This is a genomic window from Arthrobacter sp. B1I2 (genome assembly GCF_030816485.1).
In the GTDB taxonomy this organism is placed as follows: Bacteria; Actinomycetota; Actinomycetes; order Actinomycetales; family Micrococcaceae; genus Arthrobacter.
This window is the reverse complement of the sequence record NZ_JAUSYC010000001.1, coordinates 371,945-388,326: the sequence shown is the minus strand read 5'-3', so window position 1 is coordinate 388,326 and position 16,382 is coordinate 371,945. Positions and strand designations below refer to the sequence as shown.

The window sequence follows — 16,382 nt, the reverse complement described above, 5'->3', positions numbered from 1 at the left end:
TCCCTAACCGGCTGGAATAGGGGCCATAAGTGATAGAGCATCCGGGGATTTGGATAGGGTTGGAGGCATGCCTTCCTTCCAGACCCGCCTCAAGATCACCGGGCTCCGGCCGGGGAATCCGCCGGAGTCCGTCATGGACGCGGCCGTGGAGGCGCTGGAAACCCGCCACCACGTGGAGGCGCACCAGCTTCAGATCGCCGGCGGCGTGCCGCAGCTGAACCTGCGCTTCCTCGTCGAGGCGACCGAGTACAGCGGTGAGAACCGGCAGGCGGTGGAGTCGGCAGCCATGATGCGCGACGCCGTCGAACAAGTTGCGCTGACGGGTGCGCTCAGCGTGCTGCGCCGCAGCCGCGGCAAGTGGCTGCCCGTCTAGCCTGCGTCCGGGATGGGCTCGTCCTCCACCGGGGACCGGTTGCCCCGCCGCCGGGTGACGATGATACCCACGACGGCGCCGATCACCAGGCCAACGGCCACGCCGATGAGCGAGCTGGCCCAGAACGGCAGCTTGGTGGCTGAACCGGTGAAGTAGCCCAGCCCCACCAGCCAGCATGCCCACAGGACCGCCCCCAGGCCGGCGCACAGGCTGAAACCCCGCACGGAGACGTTGCCGATGCCGGAGGCGGCCGACGTCGCGAGCCTGCCGCCCGGGATGAACCGGGCGCCGATGATGGTGCCGTAAGTGGATGAACGGCCTGCCTTGGCCAGTGCAGAATGGATGCCGGCATGGACGCGCCGGCCCCATTTCCAGCGGTCCAGCACATGGCTCAGGCGCCGCCGGAAGAGGTGGAACACCACCATGTCGCCCAGCCAGGAGGCCAGGGCGGCGAGGACAAGCACCAAAAACACGTTGGCCCGGCCGTCCGCGGACAGCGCGCCGCCGGTAATCACCACCATTTCCGACGGGACGGGCGGAAAAATGGCGTCGCCGATCACCACCGGGATGATCCAGAAATAGAGGGCCACCCCCCAGCTGTCAACGCTGCCGAAGTCCATTGCCACAAGGTACCGCACTTGGGAAACTGGCGGCATGCGGGTCTCGATTCTGCACGGTGACATTACGCAACGGCGGGTGGACGCGGTGGTGAACGCCGCCGATCCGTCCCTGCTGGGCGGCGGGGGAGTGGACGGGGCGCTGCACCGGGCCGCCGGGCCGGAGCTGCTGGCGGCGTGCCGGGAACTGCGGGCAACGCAGCTGCCACACGGCCTCCAGACCGGGGCCGCGGTGGCAACACCGGCTTTCCGGCTGCCCGCACGGTGGGTGCTCCACACGGTGGGGCCCAACCGCCACGCGGGACAGAGCAACCGGGCGCTCCTGGTGTCCTGTTTCAGTGAAAGCCTGCGCCTGGCCGACACTTTGGAAGCCGGTGCGCTGGCCTTTCCGGCGGTGGGAGCCGGAGCCTACGGGTGGCCGGCGGCTGCCGTAGCACAAGCGGCGCTGGACGCAATGGCAGGCTTCCGCGCCTCGCATCCGGACAGCGGCCTGGAGCTGGTGGAGTTCGTGCTGCACACAGCGGAGGTGGAAGCCGTGTTCAGGGACGTCCTTGGGCCGCTTCGCTGAGTTCCAGGCTGCTGCGGTACTCCACGGGCCGGCCCGCGATCGGATCCACGAACCGTATGCCGCGTGCCAGCAGCTGCAGCGGTTTGGCGTAGTCGTCCGGGGCCTTGTCCAGCAGGTCCGGGTAGAAGGAATCGTTCACGATCCCCAGCCCCAATGAGGCCATGTGGACCCGCAGCTGGTGGGTTTTGCCGGTGTGCGGTTCCAGCCGGTACCTGGCCAGGCGTCTCCGGCTGTTGTGCTGACCCAAAGAGGCGCCGCCGTCGAATGTTTCCCGCCGTTCAATCCTGGTTTCCGCGTTCGGCTGGCCGTCGATGACCTCCGCCAGCAGGTAGCTGCGGGACTTGGTCATCCGGTTGCGGACCACCACGGGAAACTCGACGGCGGGATGTCCCGGCGCCGGCTCGGCGGCCGAGACGCACTCGTATTCCTTCTGCACCTGCCGCTTCTCGAAGAGCACCTGGTACTTGCCGCGGGTCTTCGGGTTGGTGGAGAAGAGCAGCACGCCGGCGGTCATGCGGTCCAGCCGGTGCATGGGGATCAGGTCCGGCAGGTCGAGCTGGTTCCGCAGGCGGACCAGGGCCGACTCCTGGATGTAGGTGCCACCGGGCGTGGTGGGCAGGAAGTGTGGCTTGTCCACCACCAGCAGGTGTTCGTCCTGGTGCAGGATGCTGATTTCCACGGGCAGCCGCGTCTCCGGCGGCAGCGTGCGGTAGTACCAGATGAAGGTGTGGTCCTGCAGCGGGGTGGCGCGGTCCAGGGGGATGCCGCCCTCGCCAACGATCTCGCCGGCGTCGAACCTGTCCTCAATTCCCTGCGGATCGATGTGCCCCCAGCGGTGCATCATGTAGTCCATCGCGGTGTCCCACGGGCCCTCTTCCGGGAGCCGCAGGCGGGTGGCGTTGACGCCGTCGCGCACGGGAAGGGGGGATTGCATCACCGGTCCATTCTACCGGCGCCGCCGGTCCGGGCTCCGCGTCAGGCGATGGCGACGGCGGGGGCCCGGGTGAGTGAGCGCCGCAGCTGGGGAGCGGCGTCCAGCTTGTCCCGGGCAGCGCGCAGCGCCAACACTGCTGTTTCGAGCTTGTCCGGTGGGAGGGTAAACGGCAGCCGCAGGTTGCGTTCGAACGCGCCACCGATGCCAAACCGCGGTCCTGCCGCCAGCCGGATGCCGAAGTCCGGCGCCAGCACTGTCAGTGCCGTGCTGATAGGCGCGGGAAGCCGGCACCAGATGGAGAGGCCACCGGCGGGCTGCGTGGTGCGCCACGTGGGCAGATGTTCTGCCAGAAGGCCCACCAATGTTGTCCGGTTGCCGCGGAGGGTGTCCAGCAGTGCGGGCAGAGGCTCGTCCAGGGCCCGCACCAGGTGGGCGGCGGCGAGCTGCTCCATGACGGGCCCGCCCAGGTCCAGGGTGGTGCGTGCTGCGGCAAACCGTTGGATCATCGCTTCCGATGCACGGATCCAGCCGGTCCGCAGGCCGCCCCAATGCGACTTACTCAGCGATCCGATGGACACGACTGTGCTGCCGAAGGCGGCCAGGGGAGTGGTGGCGACGCCGTCGAGGTTCAGTTCACGGAGTGTCTCATCCGCCACCAGCACGGTCCCGGCAGCGGCGGCGGCGCGGACCAGCCGGCCCCGCTGGGAGTCAGGCATGATCATGCCCGTGGGGTTGTGGAAGTCCGGGACCAGGTAGGCGAGCTTCGTTTGTTGCTGGGCCATCGCGGACTCCATCGCGGGCAGGTCCCAGCCGGACTCCGCGAAAGCCACCGGGACCACACGGCAGCCTGCGGCCCGGACGGCGTCCAACGCGTGGGGGTAGCTGGGGTGCTCCACCATCACCCGGTCCTGCCGGTCTGCCAACGCGCGGATGACGATGGTCAGGGCATGCTGCGCGCCGGACGTCACCATGATCTGCCCTGGCTGCGTGGGCACTCCAGCTGCCGAATACCTGTCCGCAATCGCCTGGCGCAAGGGCATCAGTCCCAACGCGTCGTACCCAAACCCCGGCAGCAGGGCCGGAAGCTCCGTCAACGCCGCGGCGAAGGCCCGGTGCACCATCTCGCCGCTGGCCGGCAACGCGGAATAGGCAAGGTCGATCAACCCTTCCGGGGCGGCGAGGCCGGGTGCGGTGAAGGGATCAGCGGCCCGCGGCCGAGGACCGTAAAACGCCCGGCCGAAAGGCGTGAGTTCGGGGATGCGGGTTTTGCCGCGGCTGCCCTGGCCGCTGCTGAGGAAGCCCTGCTCGCGGAGGCTGGAGTAGGCAGCTGTCACCGTCGTCCGGCTGATGCCGAGTGCTGCCGAAAGGGAGCGTTCGCTGGGCAGTGCGCTGTCCAGGGCCACGCGGCCATCCAGGATCAGGAGCCGCACCACGTCCGCTAATTCCCGGTAGGCCGGTCCCGTGCCGTTGTTCCAAGCGCCAAGCAGGCGGGACAGTGCCGAGGCGCTCAGGGTGGTGGACATGTAGCCAGTATCTCAAACTGGCTATGTAATCCAATGCCAGTTGCATGGAAAGGTTGTTTCCATGATGACCCGCAGACTCCTCCAGCTCCTCACCGGTCTCGCCATGTACGGCATCTCCCTGGCCATGTTCATCCGCGCCGGGCTCGGCCTGGACCCCTGGGACGTCTTCCACCAGGGACTGGCCAACCGGACAGGCCTGAGCATCGGCGTGGTGGTTATCATTGTGAGTTTCCTGGTCCTGCTGCTCTGGATCCCGCTCCGGCAGATGCCCGGCTTCGGCACCCTCTGCAATGCGGTTCTGGTGGGCGTGTTTGCGGACGTCGGCCTGGCCCTGCTCCCTGCCGTGAACCACCTGGCCGGCCAAATTGGGCTCCTCGCCGGGGCAGTCCTGGTGAACGCTATCGCCTCAGCGTGCTACATCGGTGCCGGCTTCGGGCCGGGCGCCCGCGACGGCCTGATGACAGGATTGGCGCGCCGCACCGGCTGGTCCGTCAGGGTCTCACGCACCCTCATCGAGGTGACCGTGCTCGCCGCCGGCTGGCTGCTCGGCGGTTCGGTGGGCGTGGGCACCGTGGTTTACGCCTTGGCCATCGGCCCCCTTGTCCATGCGCTGCTGCCACGCTTCGTGGTGCGTCCTTCCGTTCCTCCGGTTCCTGCCGGGAGCCCGGAGCTGTGCAGCTGACGACCGGGCTGGGCGCTGGAAAGACGGGGCCGGCGTTCCTTTCCCCCCGGGAACCTCGCGCGGGCACGTCACGGGGCACGTCAGACTGGCGCCGGCTGGCACTTCGGGCAGAAATAGATGTCCCGTTCCTCCTCGCCGTTCGGCTTGCCCAGGAGTCCGCGCTGGATGGGCGTGCCGCACTTCAGGCAGGGTTGGCGTTCCCGGCCGTACACCCAGTAGCCGGGCCTGCCCGCCATCCTGCCCACCGGCATGCCCCGGGCGTTGAGGATGGTGACGCGGCGGCCGGGCCCAAGGTTGACCTCCAAAAGCTGCTTCGCGTCAGTCATCATGGTCCGCACGTCCGCGACGTCCGCGACGGGTGTGGCGGGATGGACCCCGGACAGGAAACACGCCTCGCAACGGTAAATGTTTCCGATGCCCGCGAGGTTCCGCTGGTCCAGAAGGGCAACTCCCACCGGAACCTCGGGGCGCGAGCGAAGACGGCGTTCCGCCTCGTCAAGGTCCCAGTCCGGGCCCAGGAGGTCCGGGCCCAGGAACCCCACGATGGAATCCTCGTTGGCCGTGGCTACCACTTCCACAATGCCAAGGGAGAAGCCGACGGCGTCCGCCACGGCCGTGCGCAGCACGCACCGGGCGGTGAAACCCGGTTTGCGCCACCTCCCGCCAGGCGGATAGACCTGCCAGGCACCTTCCATCTTCAGGTGTGAGTGGATGGTCAGCCTTTTGTCCTCCGGGCTGACGACCCGCATCAGCAGGTGCTTGCCCCGGGGAATTACCTCGGCGACGGTCCAGCCGGCCAGATTCAGGGTGGCGTAACGGGGCACGCGGAAGTCCGAGGCCGTCAACCTCTGTCCGGCCAGGGCCTGGTGCAACTGGCGGGCTGCCCGCCAGACGGAATCGCCTTCAGGCACGGATCCTCAATCCCTTTGGGGTGGAGTAGGCGCCGGCGGAGCTGAGGGCAGCAGCAACCGGGGTATCCAGGATGCCGTGCCCGTTCACCTTTTCCATGATCAGTTTGTCCACCGCGCCGCGGGTCACCACCCCCACCAGGGCGGCTCCTGCCGCCGCCAGGACGGCGTCGTCATCGCTGAACGCCAGAAGTGTTTTCCCGCCGCGCTCTACGTACAGGACCAGTGCGCCGTCCACCAAAACGACCAGAGCGCCGGCCTTACGGCCGGGACGGTGCCCGGTGCCGGCATCATCCTGCAGCGCCGGCCAGGGCAAGGCCGCGCCATAGGGGTTGGCGGGATCGGTGGCTGCGAGGGCCAGGGCCACCGGCTCGGCCTTGGCCAGTTGCGTGTCTTCGGAGTAGGAGCGGAGCCGGTCCACGGTGGCGGGGACCGCGAACTGGGCGGCGCCCAGGTGTTCGATGAAGTAACCGCGGCGGCAGCGGCCGGCCTCCTCCAGCCGGGCCAGCACCTTGTACATCAGCCCGAAGCCGCCCAGGATCTGTTCTGCCATGACCGAGCCCCTGGTCACCACGCCGTAGCGGTCCAGCAGGAGTTCCGCGGTGGCGCGGGCGTGGATGGTGGGATCGAGTTCGGGCTCGGGGAGGGCGGACCAGCGTCCGGCAGCAGTGGGCGGGGTGGCCGCACCCTGCGTTCCGTAGCGGCCACCCGCCAGCCCGGGGGACCCCATTAACCCGGTGCCGTGCGAACGGCCCAGCCGGCTCAGCCGCGGTGCCCTGGCACGCGGTGCGCGCGCCACCTGGCGGTGGGCCGTGTGGCCTCCGGCGATCAGGGCCCGGACCGGGGCGAACGTGTCCCCGGTGATCCTGCCGGCCCACGCGAGGTCCCACAGCGCAGCCACCACCTCCTGGTCGCCCAGGACGGCGTCCATGCCGCCGGCCACCTCGGTCATCTGGCGGAAGAAATACCCGCCGCCGTTGTTCCGCAGATGGTCCAGGAGCCGCTGGCTGGCGTCCCCCGGCTCAAACTCGGGCGCGGGGTTGAGCGTCAGTTCCGCAGAATCCGCCAGATGAAGGCTGATCCAGCCGTCGTTTCCGGGCAGCGCGCCAGCCCCGGACCACAGGACTTCACCGGCGGCCATCAGTTCATCCAGCATGGCCGGCTGGTAATTGGACACCCGTGTTGCCAGCACCAGGGGTTCCCATGCCGACGCGGGAACGGGCACCCCGGAGAGCTGGTCGATGGCGGTGATGATGCCGTCCAGTCCCCGCAGCGAGGGCTGGCCGCGGCCGCCGCCCGGGGTCCTGACATGCTGCCATGCGGGCAGGAACCGTCCGTAGGCGGCGGCGTCCACCGGTTCCACTTCGGCGCGCAGCGCGGCCAGGCTCCGACGCCGGAGCTTGCGCAACACCTCGGCGTCGCACCATTCGCTGGCAACAGTGTGCGGAACATCGGCGGGGGAGGCGGCAGGTGCCCGCAGCTCATCAGTTGGCTGTGGTTCGCCAGGTTCCCCGGCGGCCAGGGAGGTGCCCTCTTGCCGTTCGGAATCGGGGACGGCGGCTTCCGGCGGGACGACATGGGGCCGGAACTCGCCCTCCACTACGCGTCCATCCGCTGCCAGGCGTTTCAGCGCTGTACCCACCACGGCCACGCCAAGGCCCAGCCGGCCGGCTGCCTCGGTTGCGGTGAAGGGCCCATGCGTCCGGGCATACCGGGAGACGAGATCGCCCAACGGATCCGCCACCGGCTCGATGAAGGCCAGCGGGACACCCATGGGCAGCGGCACGCCGATGGCGTCGCGGAGGCGGGCAGCATCTTCCACGGCGGCGAAGCGTTCCACCCCGCCGATGTTGACCTTGATGGCGCGGTTGGCGCGCTGGAGGGCAGCGAGGTGGGCTGCCGCCTCGGCAACAGAGGCGGCAGCCTCCACGGGTCCGGTTCCGGCAGGTTCGGCTTCCACGGGCTCAGCCGGCACGTCGGCGGTTCCGGCGGGCTCAACCACATCGACGTCCTGCCCACCCGCCGCAGCACGCTGGAGCCGGGCCGCCGTTTCCTCTGGGGCAAGCGGGCCCAGCAGCCGCAGCAGGTCGGCGACGCCTTCGATCCCGCGTGCACGCCGGTCCGGGGCCAGGCGCTGCAGTTCGCGTTCGGTGGCCTCGATGACCTTGGCGTCCAGAAGTTCGCGCAGCTCCACCCGGCCCAGCAGCTCGTTGAGGAGGGTGGAGTCCAGGGCCAGGGCGGCGGCCCGCCGTTCCGCGAGCGGGGAATCGCCCTCGTACAGGAACTGGGCCACGTAGCCGAAGAGAAGGGACTTGGCGAACGGCGAGGGCTGCTGCGTGGTGGTCTGCACAATCCGCAGCTCCCGCCGCTCGACGGACGCGGCAATGTCCTTCAGCGCCGGCAGATCGTAGACGTCCTGCAGGCACTCACGCACCGTTTCCAGCACGATGGGAAACGTGGGGTACTTCCGGGCCACATCCAGCAGCTGGGCCGACCGCTGGCGCTGCTGCCACAGCGGCTGGCGCTTGCCGGGGGTCTGCCGGGGCAGCAGGAGGGCGCGGGCGGCGCACTCCCGGAAGCGCGACGCGAACAGGGCGCTGCCGCCCACCTCGGCAGTGACGATCTGCTCCAGTTCCTCGGGATCGAAGAGGAACAGCTCGGCGCCGGGCGGCTCATCCTCCATCATGGGCACCCGCAGCACGATGCCGTCGTCGGCCGCCATGGCCGAACCGTCCAGTCCGTAGCGCTGGTGGAGCCGTTGTCCGACGGCCAGGGCCCAGGGCGCGTGCACAGGCATCCCGAACGGACTGTGCAGGATGACGCGCCAATCGCCCAGTTCGTCGTGGAACCGCTCCACCACCAGGGTGGTGTCGCTGGGGACCACTTCGGTGGCCTGCTTCTGCTCGCTGAGGTACTGGATCAGGTTGTTGGCAGCGAATTCGTCCAGGCCGCTGGCCTTGCAGCGCTCGGTGGCAGGGCCGGCGTCGGACGCCGACAGTTCCCGGACAAACGCGCCAAGGGCACGGCCCAGGTCCACCGGCCGCCCCAGGGAATCGCCCTTCCAGAACGGCAGCTTGCCGGGCTGGCCGAACGCAGGGGAGACCAGGACACGATCATGGGTGATGTCCTCGATCTTCCAGCTGGTGGCACCGAGGGCAAAGACGTCGCCCACCCGGGACTCGTAGACCATCTCTTCGTCCAGCTCGCCCACCCGCCGGCCGCCCTTGGGAGTGCGCGCCGGTTTGCCGTCCTCGGAGGGGGCCGCCCCCTCCTGTTCGGTGCCGATGATGTAGACGCCGAACAGGCCGCGGTCCGGGATGGTGCCGCCGGACGTGACGGCCAGGCGCTGGGCCCCGGGCCGCCCTTCGATGGTGCCGGCATTGCGGTCCCAGATGATCCGTGGCCGGAGTTCGGCGAATTCGTCAGACGGGTAGCGCCCCGCCAGCAGGTCGAGGGTGGCTTCGAACGCTGAGCGGGGGAGGGAAGCGAAAGGTGCGGACCGGCGCACGGTGCTGAACCATTCCTCCACATCGATACTGCCCAGGGCGGTTGCGGCCACGGTCTGCTGGGCCAGGATGTCCAGCGGGTTGGCCGGGATGCTGAGCCGCTCGATCTTGCCGTCCAGCATCCGCTCCACGGTGATGGCCGTGTGGACCAGGTCTGCCCGGTGCTTGGGGAATAGAACGCCCTGGGAAATTTCGCCCACCTGGTGCCCCGCCCGGCCCACCCGCTGCAGGCCGCTGGCCACGGACGGCGGCGATTCCACCTGCACCACCAGGTCCACAGCACCCATGTCGATGCCCAGTTCCAGGGACGACGTGGCCACCACGCACCGCAGCCGACCGGACTTGAGGTCGTCCTCGATGAGCGCGCGCTGGTCCTTGGAAACGGAACCGTGGTGGGCGCGGGCCAGCACCGGATCAGCCCCGGCGGAAGTCCCCGCCTGGGCCATCATGTGCGCCGGCGTGGCGGTTGACGCGGGAACAACCGACGACGGTCCCGCCAACGTGCCGGGTGCACCCGCCTGCCCTTCCGGGCCGGGCTCGTCCCAGCCGCCGCCGACCGCAACCAGTTGGCGTTCGGTGTAGATCTCATTGAGCCGGGCAGTGAGGCGTTCGGCCAGGCGCCGGGAATTGGCGAAGACGATGGTGGACTGGTTGGCCAGCACCAGGTCCACGATCTTCTCCTCCACATTTGGCCAGATGGAAGCCTGCGGCTGCAGCCCGGAGGCCGGGCCGGAATCGAACGCCCCGGCCGCGCCCTGCAGGTCCGACATGTCCTCCACCGGCACGGAAACTGTAAGGTCCCAGTTTTTCCTGGCCGGCGGCGCGACGATTTCCACGGGGGCAGAACCGGCCAGGAACTGGGCCACGAGTTCCCGGGGCTCCACCGTGGCGGAAAGCCCGATGCGCTGTGCGGGTTTGGGCAGCAGAGCGTCCAGCCGCTCAAGGGATACGGCAAGGTGCGCCCCGCGCTTGGTCCCGGCCACGGCGTGGACCTCGTCGATGATGATGGTGTCCACCTCGGTGAGGGTCTCCCGGGCCTTCGAGGTGAGCATGAGGAACAAGGACTCGGGGGTGGTGATGAGGATGTCCGGCGGGTTGCTCAAAAGCGCGCGCCGGTCCGCGGCGGGAGTATCACCGGACCGGACCCCCACCGTGATCAACGGCGCGGGAAGTCCCAGCCGCTTGGCCGTCTGGGTGATGCCGATCAGAGGGGACCGCAGGTTTCGTTCAACGTCCACGCCCAAAGCCTTGAGGGGTGAAATGTAGAGGACGCGGGTCTTGCGCTTGGGCGCCCGGTTCCGTTTGCCTTTCGCCGGCGCCTCAGCGCCGGCGGAATCAGGGGCCTCGGACGTGGAGCCCAGGAGCCGGTCCAGGGCCCAGAGGAAGGCTGCGAGGGTTTTTCCGGAACCCGTAGGTGCCACCACCAGCGCATGCGAGCCGGAGGAAATGGCGTTCCAGGCCCCTGCCTGTGCAGGTGTGGGCTCCGAAAACGCGCCCAGGAACCAGTCGCGGGTGGCCCGGCTGAACTGTCCCATCGGGGCGGCCGCGCCGGAAACACCGCTGCCGGCAGGACGCTGTTCCTGGTTCATGCCTCCATCATGCCCCAAGGCACTGACACTGAATTCCGGAACGTCCCCAGGTTCCGCCGCGGGCCGAACCTGGCCGGATCCAACCCGGCATCCCGGACAGTGATATCCCGCACGAAAGAGTCCGGATCAAGCAGTTCCCGCTTCCGGCAGGTCCTTGGTGGCCGGGCCCTCGAGCAGCTTGCCCTCGTTCGTGAAGCGCGAGCCGTGCAGGGGGCAGTCCCACGTCTGTTCGTTGTCGTTCCAGTGCAGGATGCCGCCCAGATGCGTGCAGACTGCAGAGAGCCGGCAGGTGGTTCCGCCTACGGTGGACACCGCCACCGGCCGGTTGCCCTCGCGGTAGACCTTGCCCTGGCCTTCAGCGGGGGCGCCGGAAGCAGCAGCACCGGCAACAGCAGGACCCGCGGCAGCAGCACCGGCAGGAGCAGGCGCGGCGGGGACAGTGGCGGCAGGCTGGTCCTTGCCCCGTTTCAGGCCGTCAGTCTTCCGGCCCTCGGCGGTCACCTTTCCCCAGTCGGAGGCCATCCTGGCAGCCACGCCGGCATTAAGCGCCACGGCGGACAACGCACCTGCCGGTGAGGTGATGCGGTGGTGGATGGCGTCAGCCCAGGGCAGCTGCCCGCCCAGGATGTCCGCCGATATGCCCAGCGCGGCCGCGACGGCGTTGGTCATTCCCCACTTGTTGTAGCCGGTGCCGAAGTAGATCTGGCCCTTGCCGCGGGGAAGTTTGCCGAAGAACGGCATGAGGTTGGTGGGCATGTAGTCCTGGGCGGACCACGTGTGCGTGGTGGCCGCGCCCGGGTAATGCTGCCCGGCCCAGTCAAGCAGTCCGGCGAGGTGTGCCTTTTCCGACTCCGTCCGGCCCACATGGTGCCCGTGGCCGCCCACGAGCAGCAGGTTCCTGCCGTCCACCTCGTAGTCGCGCAGGGAGTGGGTGGGCTGCTCAACGGAGATGTACATGCCCGGCGGGGGCGCCTGGTCCTCCTGAAGTTCAAGCGCCGCCGCGTAGGAACGGCTTGGCTTCAGCTTGGCGAAGTACAGGCCGCGGTCCAGGACGGGGATTCCAGTGGCCAGGACCACCTTGTCCGCCCTGACGCTGCCCCTGTCGGTTCGGACGGCGGAAGGCGCATCGCCGGTCACGTCGCGGAGGCGCACGCCGCTGACGATGCGCCCGCCGCGGCCGCGGATGTCCGCCACCAGTGCGTCGAGGACCTCCATCGGGTTGATCTGTGCCTGGTCGTTCAGGCGGACGGCGCCGTGGACGGGGAACGGCAGGCCGGCGTCGCGCACGTACTCCACGTCCAGCCCGGCAGTGGCGGCGGCGCTGACTTCTTCCCGAAGCTTCTCCGTGCCCTGGGCCGACGCAGCATAGGTGTAAGCGTTGCGACGCTGGAAGGGAACGTTCTGTTCCTCCAGGTAGCGCAGCAGCCATGCCTGGCCCTCGCGGTTGCCGTCCACGTAGGCCTGCACCTGCTTCCGGGAATACTGGCGGGCGAGCTGGGACAGGAACGTGCCCTGCAGCAGGGTTACTTTTGCGGTGGTGTTGCCGGTGGTCACGGCGCCGGGGTGGCGGGCTTCGAGCACCAGCACGCTTTGCCCGGAGCGGGCCAGCAGCAGTGCGGTGACCAGGCCGGTGAGGCCGGCGCCCGCCACCACCGTGTCATACCTGCTGTCCGGTTCGAATGGATCAGATGTGAAGGGATCCCTGCGGTCCAGCCAAATCGACGTCATGCCAGTCCAACCTGCCTCCGGTCCAAGGCCCTCGCAGGCCACTTTGTGATGGCTCTGTTATCGAGCCCTACTATCCGCGGCGGATTTGCTAAGTATACTTATGATGTCGGGGTTTAAGTCTACGGTCGAGCAGTATTGGTCATGCATCGCCCGGCAGCCAGATACGTACTACGACACAAGCAGGAGAAATCATGACAACCATGAATTCCGGCGGTCGCACTGTGGGCCGGACCAACGTTCAAAAAGCCACCCTTGCCGTAGGCGTGGTCTTCCTCCTGGTAGGGGTCCTGGGGTTCATCCCGGGCATCACTTCCAACTACGACTCCCTGGGGTTCGCCGGGCACGGATCCGGGGCACTGCTGCTGGGTCTCTTCCAGGTTTCGATCCTGCACAACATCGTCCACCTGCTCTTCGGCGCCGCGGGCGTGGCGATGGCCCGCAGCGCGGCTGCCTCAAAGAACTACCTGGTGGTTGGCGGCGCCATCTACCTGGTGCTGTGGCTCTACGGCCTGCTCATCGGCCAGGACAGCGCTGCCAACTTCGTACCGGTCAACACTGCGGACAACTGGCTGCACTTTGTCCTCGGTGTCGCCATGATCGGCCTGGGCGTGGCCCTGACCCGCGGCACGGCGGGCGCCGGACGCACCACCACGGCAACGCGGTAACAAGCGGTAAGAACCAACGCGGAGTCGGCCAAGCAGGAATGTCCGACGACGGTCCAGCAGTACGGAAGGCGGCCCGGCTTGATTGCCGGGCCGCCTTCGGCCTGTCCGGGACTTGTTGCCCTGTTGTCAGGCGGGCCTGTCAGGCGGGCTGGAACGCCCCGATGCTCAGCAAGGTGATGTTCGCGTTGCTGCAGGCCCTGGTGGGCTGCGGGATGAACAGCGAGTCGGTGTCCTCCGGCGGGTAGATGCGGTACCCGGCCGCATCCACAAGCGAGCAGTCCATGTAGTTGCCTGCCTGCGTGTAGCGCAGCACCGCCGTGCCGGTCTGGCCGGGGGCCAGCAGGACGTCAACGACGCCGGCGGAGTCGTCGCGGGTGGCGGGTGCACCGATGGGGGCGCCGGCGGCGTCCGCCACCAGGGAGACGCCCGGGAAACCCTTGAGGATGCAGGGCTCGGGGCCCTTGTTGGTGAGGTTGAGCTTCATGTAGACACTGCCGGCAGCACCGCCTCCGGAGGCATCGGTGGCTGCGGTAAGCCCGGCTGACTTGCATAGCCCGGGTGCAGCGGCGGCAGTGGTGCCGGGGGCGGGGGACGCCGGCGCCGACGTGGCCGGCGGCGAAGACGCCGAGGACGGCGGCGGCGTGGTGGACGCCGGTGACGAGGGCGATTGGCTTGCCTGCCCGGTGGCGGGCGGCGTCGTCGTCTGGGACTGCGGTTGGCTGGCACCGCACGCGGTGAGCAGCAGGGCTGCCGCTGCGGCCGCCGTCGTCATGGCCAACCCTTGGGAAATTTTCTGAGACCTCATGGCACCACCTTCGCGGTACCCGTTGCCCGCGTCAACGATCCGACCGGCAGGAGGGCCTATTTGATGCCCGGATCGTGATGATCCGGGCATCAAATAGGTTCCTACTGGTTGCCGCCCGGCATGCGGCGGGCGCCCCTGCCCCGGAACAGGGCGGCCCCGCCCAGGACCAGCCCGCCCACGCCGGCGGCGAGCCCGGTCCAACTGCGGACATCCGCACCGCTGTCTGTCACGGCCGCAGCCTGCTCGGTGGCGTGCGCTGATCCCGCCGTGCCGTGGGCGTCTGCTCCGCCCGCCGGGGAGATCGTCAGTGAGGGCGCCGGGGCCTCCAGGTCGTGCGGATCCTGGCCCTCACCGGCAATCTGGGACCAGTCCGTCTGGCCGCTTTCGCAGGTCTGCAGCGTGGGAAAGTGCAGGGTTGTTCCGGCAGTGACCGGCAGGTGCACGGAAAGGACCAGGGCGTCGCGGAGTTCGGGGCTCAGCGGGGTTTTGGCCGTATAGACGATCTGGCTGGTCCGCTTGGTGATGGCGGTACCGTCCGGAAGCTTCCGGGGTTCGGCAAACTGTTCGGTCACCTTTTCCGCGGTCCAGTTGGGGTTCACCGTGGGTTGGGCGTCATTGAGTTCCGGGGGGAGCGTAATGGCCACTTTGGTGGTGGGCGACGTGTCACAGCCGTGGGGGATGCCGAACGTCAGCAGGGCGTAGGAGCCGGCGTCGGTCTTGTCCGGCGTCACCCCAACATGCGCTGAGGCGCCGCCCGCCGCGGCGAGCAGGAGTGCAGCTGAGCCTGCGACGGCCGCGGACGTTGTCAGGGTACGGCAAAGGAACGGGGTTGTCATGGTTGCCTTTCTGGCGCACGCCCCTGATGGAGGGGGTGCAAAGTCTGGTCCCCGACGCCGGGCCGAAAGCCGGTGCCGGGCCTTAAAGGGGAAGCACGACGGCGGAAGGCGGGCCGCGCCGGCTGTCCTGGCGGAGGTTGCGCCAGGGGGAGCGGCGCAGGGGGACATGCCTGAACAGTCCATCCAGGCGGACTGCAGCGACAGGTACCACGGGCCGCGGAAGGCCGGCAAAGGGCCGGAGCCAGGCGGCCAGTGCCCACAGGGCAGCCTCACCTTTGGCGAGAAGCAGCGCGCAGCCCAGCGTGGCCGCTGCATGCGCTGCGAGCATCAGGGGCGCCCGCCCGGGGTCCGCGGGACTCAGGTGTTCGGCAAGGGGAGCAAACGCACTGAACGCAGCCAGGCTGCCGCTGTGCACGTGGCCTGGCGCAGACACGGCCGCCGCGCCCTGAAGGGGAGCGGAGAAAGCACTGAGGACCTCATGCAGGGCCAGTTGGCCGCTGCCCAGGAGCGCGCCAATGGCGGGAAGGGAGAGTCGAAGGCGGGTGGCAGCTGTGCTGGCCAGCGCGGTCAGGGCCAGCACCGCCAGGAGGATGCCAGGGGCAGGCAGTTGGCCTCCGCCGGCCACGTGGGCGCCGGCGGCCAGGGCCAGGGTGCCGGCGGCCAGGGCAGAGGCGCGGAGGAGGTGGAAGGGTGCCCGCGGGAGGGAACGACGCATGGCTGCTCCTCCTGCTGTCAGCCGGCACCGCAGGTTGCAGGGCCGGTTCCGCCTACTGGCCCGGAGCCTGGTCCCGGGCCCTCAAGATTCTACCGGCCCTCAGTCGGTCTCCGGCCCGCTGCAGTAGGGGCAATCGTCCGGGCAGTCCGTCATGCCGGCACCCCTGCCAGGTCGAAGCCGTCTGCGATATGGAACAGCCGCCGGCCTCCAGCGGGAGCTGTCACCCAGACCACGTCGCCGTCATCCGTCCGGGCATCCACCAGGCCGCCGAAAACGGCGCGTCCGTCCCTGCTGAGTTCCACGGTGTCGCCGGTTTCGACGTCGTCCCAGCGGACGGGACTTTTTACGCGGCTCGTCATTGAAGTCACGGTTATTCCTTTGAGCGGGCTTGGCCGGGGCGGCTGCTGCCACCCCGGTGATGCCATCAAACAGGTGCGCCGGCGTGCGGCTCAATGGAGGAATGGCCACCCATTCCCGTGCATTCTTGTGCAGCCCTCCAGCAGGGGCCCTGTGGCGGCGGGAAAGGGTGGGGTTAGACTGCCAAAGTACGTGTCGGCGATCGAAGGAGAAGTTCATGGACTACACCGGAAGCCAATCGGAGAAGGCCGTTCAGGCCGGTGAACTGGGCCGCAGCCACATCGGGCAGACAATCAGCTTCCAGCCGAACGAGTTCACCGTCGTCTTTGGGAAGCTCGCCGGTATCGCCCGGACTGAGGCCATGGTCTACCTGTCCCTGACGGGGGTGGGAAACGGCACGCACCTGAAGGACGAGTACGACCTGCCTGTGACCCATCAGGTCTACGTGCCCGTGGACGTCATTTCCAACGCGGAGTCCACCATCAAGGACCTGTTCGGGAAGGTCCAGGAGAACCTCCGCGGGGCCAGCCACAAGGGCGGCGAGAACCCCACGGACAAGCTCTAACGGGCATAACA

15 protein-coding genes and 1 pseudogene are annotated in these 16,382 nt (G+C 68.7%); 6 read left to right on the top strand and 10 right to left on the bottom strand.

The annotated features are described in order from the left end of the window. Window positions 1–67 precede the first annotated feature (67 nt). On the top strand, window positions 68–373 hold the full coding sequence (locus QFZ57_RS01725) for a hypothetical protein (RefSeq protein WP_306628759.1): 306 nt from the start codon (window positions 68–70) through the stop codon (window positions 371–373). On the opposite strand, the gene QFZ57_RS01720 is transcribed toward QFZ57_RS01725, so the two are convergent. Beyond that, on the bottom strand, window positions 370–993 hold the full coding sequence (locus tag QFZ57_RS01720; RefSeq protein ID WP_306628758.1) for a DedA family protein: 624 nt from the start codon (window positions 991–993) through the stop codon (window positions 370–372). The genes QFZ57_RS01725 and QFZ57_RS01720 overlap by 4 nt on opposite strands. Window positions 994–1,027: 34 nt before the next feature. Here QFZ57_RS01720 and QFZ57_RS01715 point away from each other — a divergent pair, with 34 nt between their 5' ends. Further along, entirely contained in the window at window positions 1,028–1,558 is a 531-nt protein-coding gene (locus tag QFZ57_RS01715) for an O-acetyl-ADP-ribose deacetylase (protein WP_306897486.1), read from the top strand. On the opposite strand, the gene QFZ57_RS01710 is transcribed toward QFZ57_RS01715, so the two are convergent. Together QFZ57_RS01710 and yczR are read right to left on the bottom strand one after the other, a co-directional pair. Further along, the gene (locus QFZ57_RS01710) at window positions 1,530–2,492 is read right to left on the bottom strand and encodes an RluA family pseudouridine synthase (protein WP_306901501.1); all 963 of its coding nucleotides are present in this window, start codon (window positions 2,490–2,492) and stop codon (window positions 1,530–1,532) included. The genes QFZ57_RS01715 and QFZ57_RS01710 overlap by 29 nt on opposite strands. 41 nt (window positions 2,493–2,533) lie before the next feature. Further along, complete coding sequence (gene yczR, locus QFZ57_RS01705; protein ID WP_306897484.1) at window positions 2,534–4,015, bottom strand: MocR-like transcription factor YczR; 1,482 nt, start codon at window positions 4,013–4,015, stop codon at window positions 2,534–2,536. 61 nt (window positions 4,016–4,076) lie between these two features. On the opposite strand from yczR, the gene yczE reads away from it, so the two are divergent. Next, the gene (gene yczE, locus QFZ57_RS01700; protein WP_306897482.1) at window positions 4,077–4,697 is read left to right on the top strand and encodes a membrane protein YczE; all 621 of its coding nucleotides are present in this window, start codon (window positions 4,077–4,079) and stop codon (window positions 4,695–4,697) included. Window positions 4,698–4,777: 80 nt separating this feature from the next. Here the strand turns inward: yczE and QFZ57_RS01695 are convergent, their stop codons facing one another. The 3 genes from QFZ57_RS01695 to QFZ57_RS01685 all read right to left on the bottom strand — a co-directional run bounded on the left by QFZ57_RS01695 (window position 4,778) and on the right by QFZ57_RS01685 (window position 12,428). Continuing rightward, entirely contained in the window at window positions 4,778–5,608 is an 831-nt protein-coding gene (locus tag QFZ57_RS01695; RefSeq protein ID WP_306628753.1) for an Fpg/Nei family DNA glycosylase, read from the bottom strand. Continuing rightward, window positions 5,601–10,700, bottom strand: a complete 5,100-nt coding sequence (locus QFZ57_RS01690; RefSeq protein ID WP_306897478.1) for an Lhr family ATP-dependent helicase — start codon at window positions 10,698–10,700, stop codon at window positions 5,601–5,603. Before QFZ57_RS01690 ends, QFZ57_RS01695 begins: the two co-directional genes overlap by 8 nt. 126 nt (window positions 10,701–10,826) lie before the next feature. Continuing rightward, window positions 10,827–12,428: an FAD-dependent oxidoreductase gene (locus QFZ57_RS01685; protein ID WP_306897476.1), complete on the bottom strand. Its 1,602-nt coding sequence runs from the start codon at window positions 12,426–12,428 to the stop codon at window positions 10,827–10,829. Between the two features lie 191 nt (window positions 12,429–12,619). Here QFZ57_RS01685 and QFZ57_RS01680 point away from each other — a divergent pair, with 191 nt between their 5' ends. Next, complete coding sequence (locus QFZ57_RS01680) at window positions 12,620–13,093, top strand: DUF4383 domain-containing protein (RefSeq protein ID WP_373461165.1); 474 nt, start codon at window positions 12,620–12,622, stop codon at window positions 13,091–13,093. Window positions 13,094–13,232: 139 nt separating this feature from the next. Here QFZ57_RS01680 and QFZ57_RS01675 read toward each other — a convergent pair. Beyond that, a pseudogene (locus tag QFZ57_RS01675) lies at window positions 13,233–13,583 on the bottom strand (DUF4232 domain-containing protein); the annotation flags it as partial. 55 nt (window positions 13,584–13,638) lie between these two features. Here QFZ57_RS01675 and QFZ57_RS01670 point away from each other — a divergent pair. After that, window positions 13,639–13,890, top strand: a complete 252-nt coding sequence (locus QFZ57_RS01670; protein WP_306632397.1) for a hypothetical protein — start codon at window positions 13,639–13,641, stop codon at window positions 13,888–13,890. 109 nt (window positions 13,891–13,999) lie between these two features. Here QFZ57_RS01670 and QFZ57_RS01665 read toward each other — a convergent pair whose 3' ends face one another. From QFZ57_RS01665 to QFZ57_RS01655, 3 genes are all read right to left on the bottom strand, one after another. Continuing rightward, window positions 14,000–14,734, bottom strand: coding sequence for a YcnI family copper-binding membrane protein (locus QFZ57_RS01665; protein ID WP_306897474.1), 735 nt, complete (start codon window positions 14,732–14,734; stop codon window positions 14,000–14,002). 82 nt (window positions 14,735–14,816) lie between these two features. Further along, window positions 14,817–15,449, bottom strand: coding sequence for a hypothetical protein (locus QFZ57_RS01660; protein WP_306628750.1), 633 nt, complete (start codon window positions 15,447–15,449; stop codon window positions 14,817–14,819). 149 nt (window positions 15,450–15,598) lie between these two features. Next, complete coding sequence (locus tag QFZ57_RS01655) at window positions 15,599–15,808, bottom strand: hypothetical protein (RefSeq protein ID WP_306632396.1); 210 nt, start codon at window positions 15,806–15,808, stop codon at window positions 15,599–15,601. Window positions 15,809–16,023: 215 nt separating this feature from the next. Here QFZ57_RS01655 and QFZ57_RS01650 point away from each other — a divergent pair, with 215 nt between their 5' ends. Beyond that, window positions 16,024–16,371, top strand: a complete 348-nt coding sequence (locus QFZ57_RS01650; RefSeq protein ID WP_306628749.1) for a hypothetical protein — start codon at window positions 16,024–16,026, stop codon at window positions 16,369–16,371. Window positions 16,372–16,382: the final 11 nt, after the last annotated feature.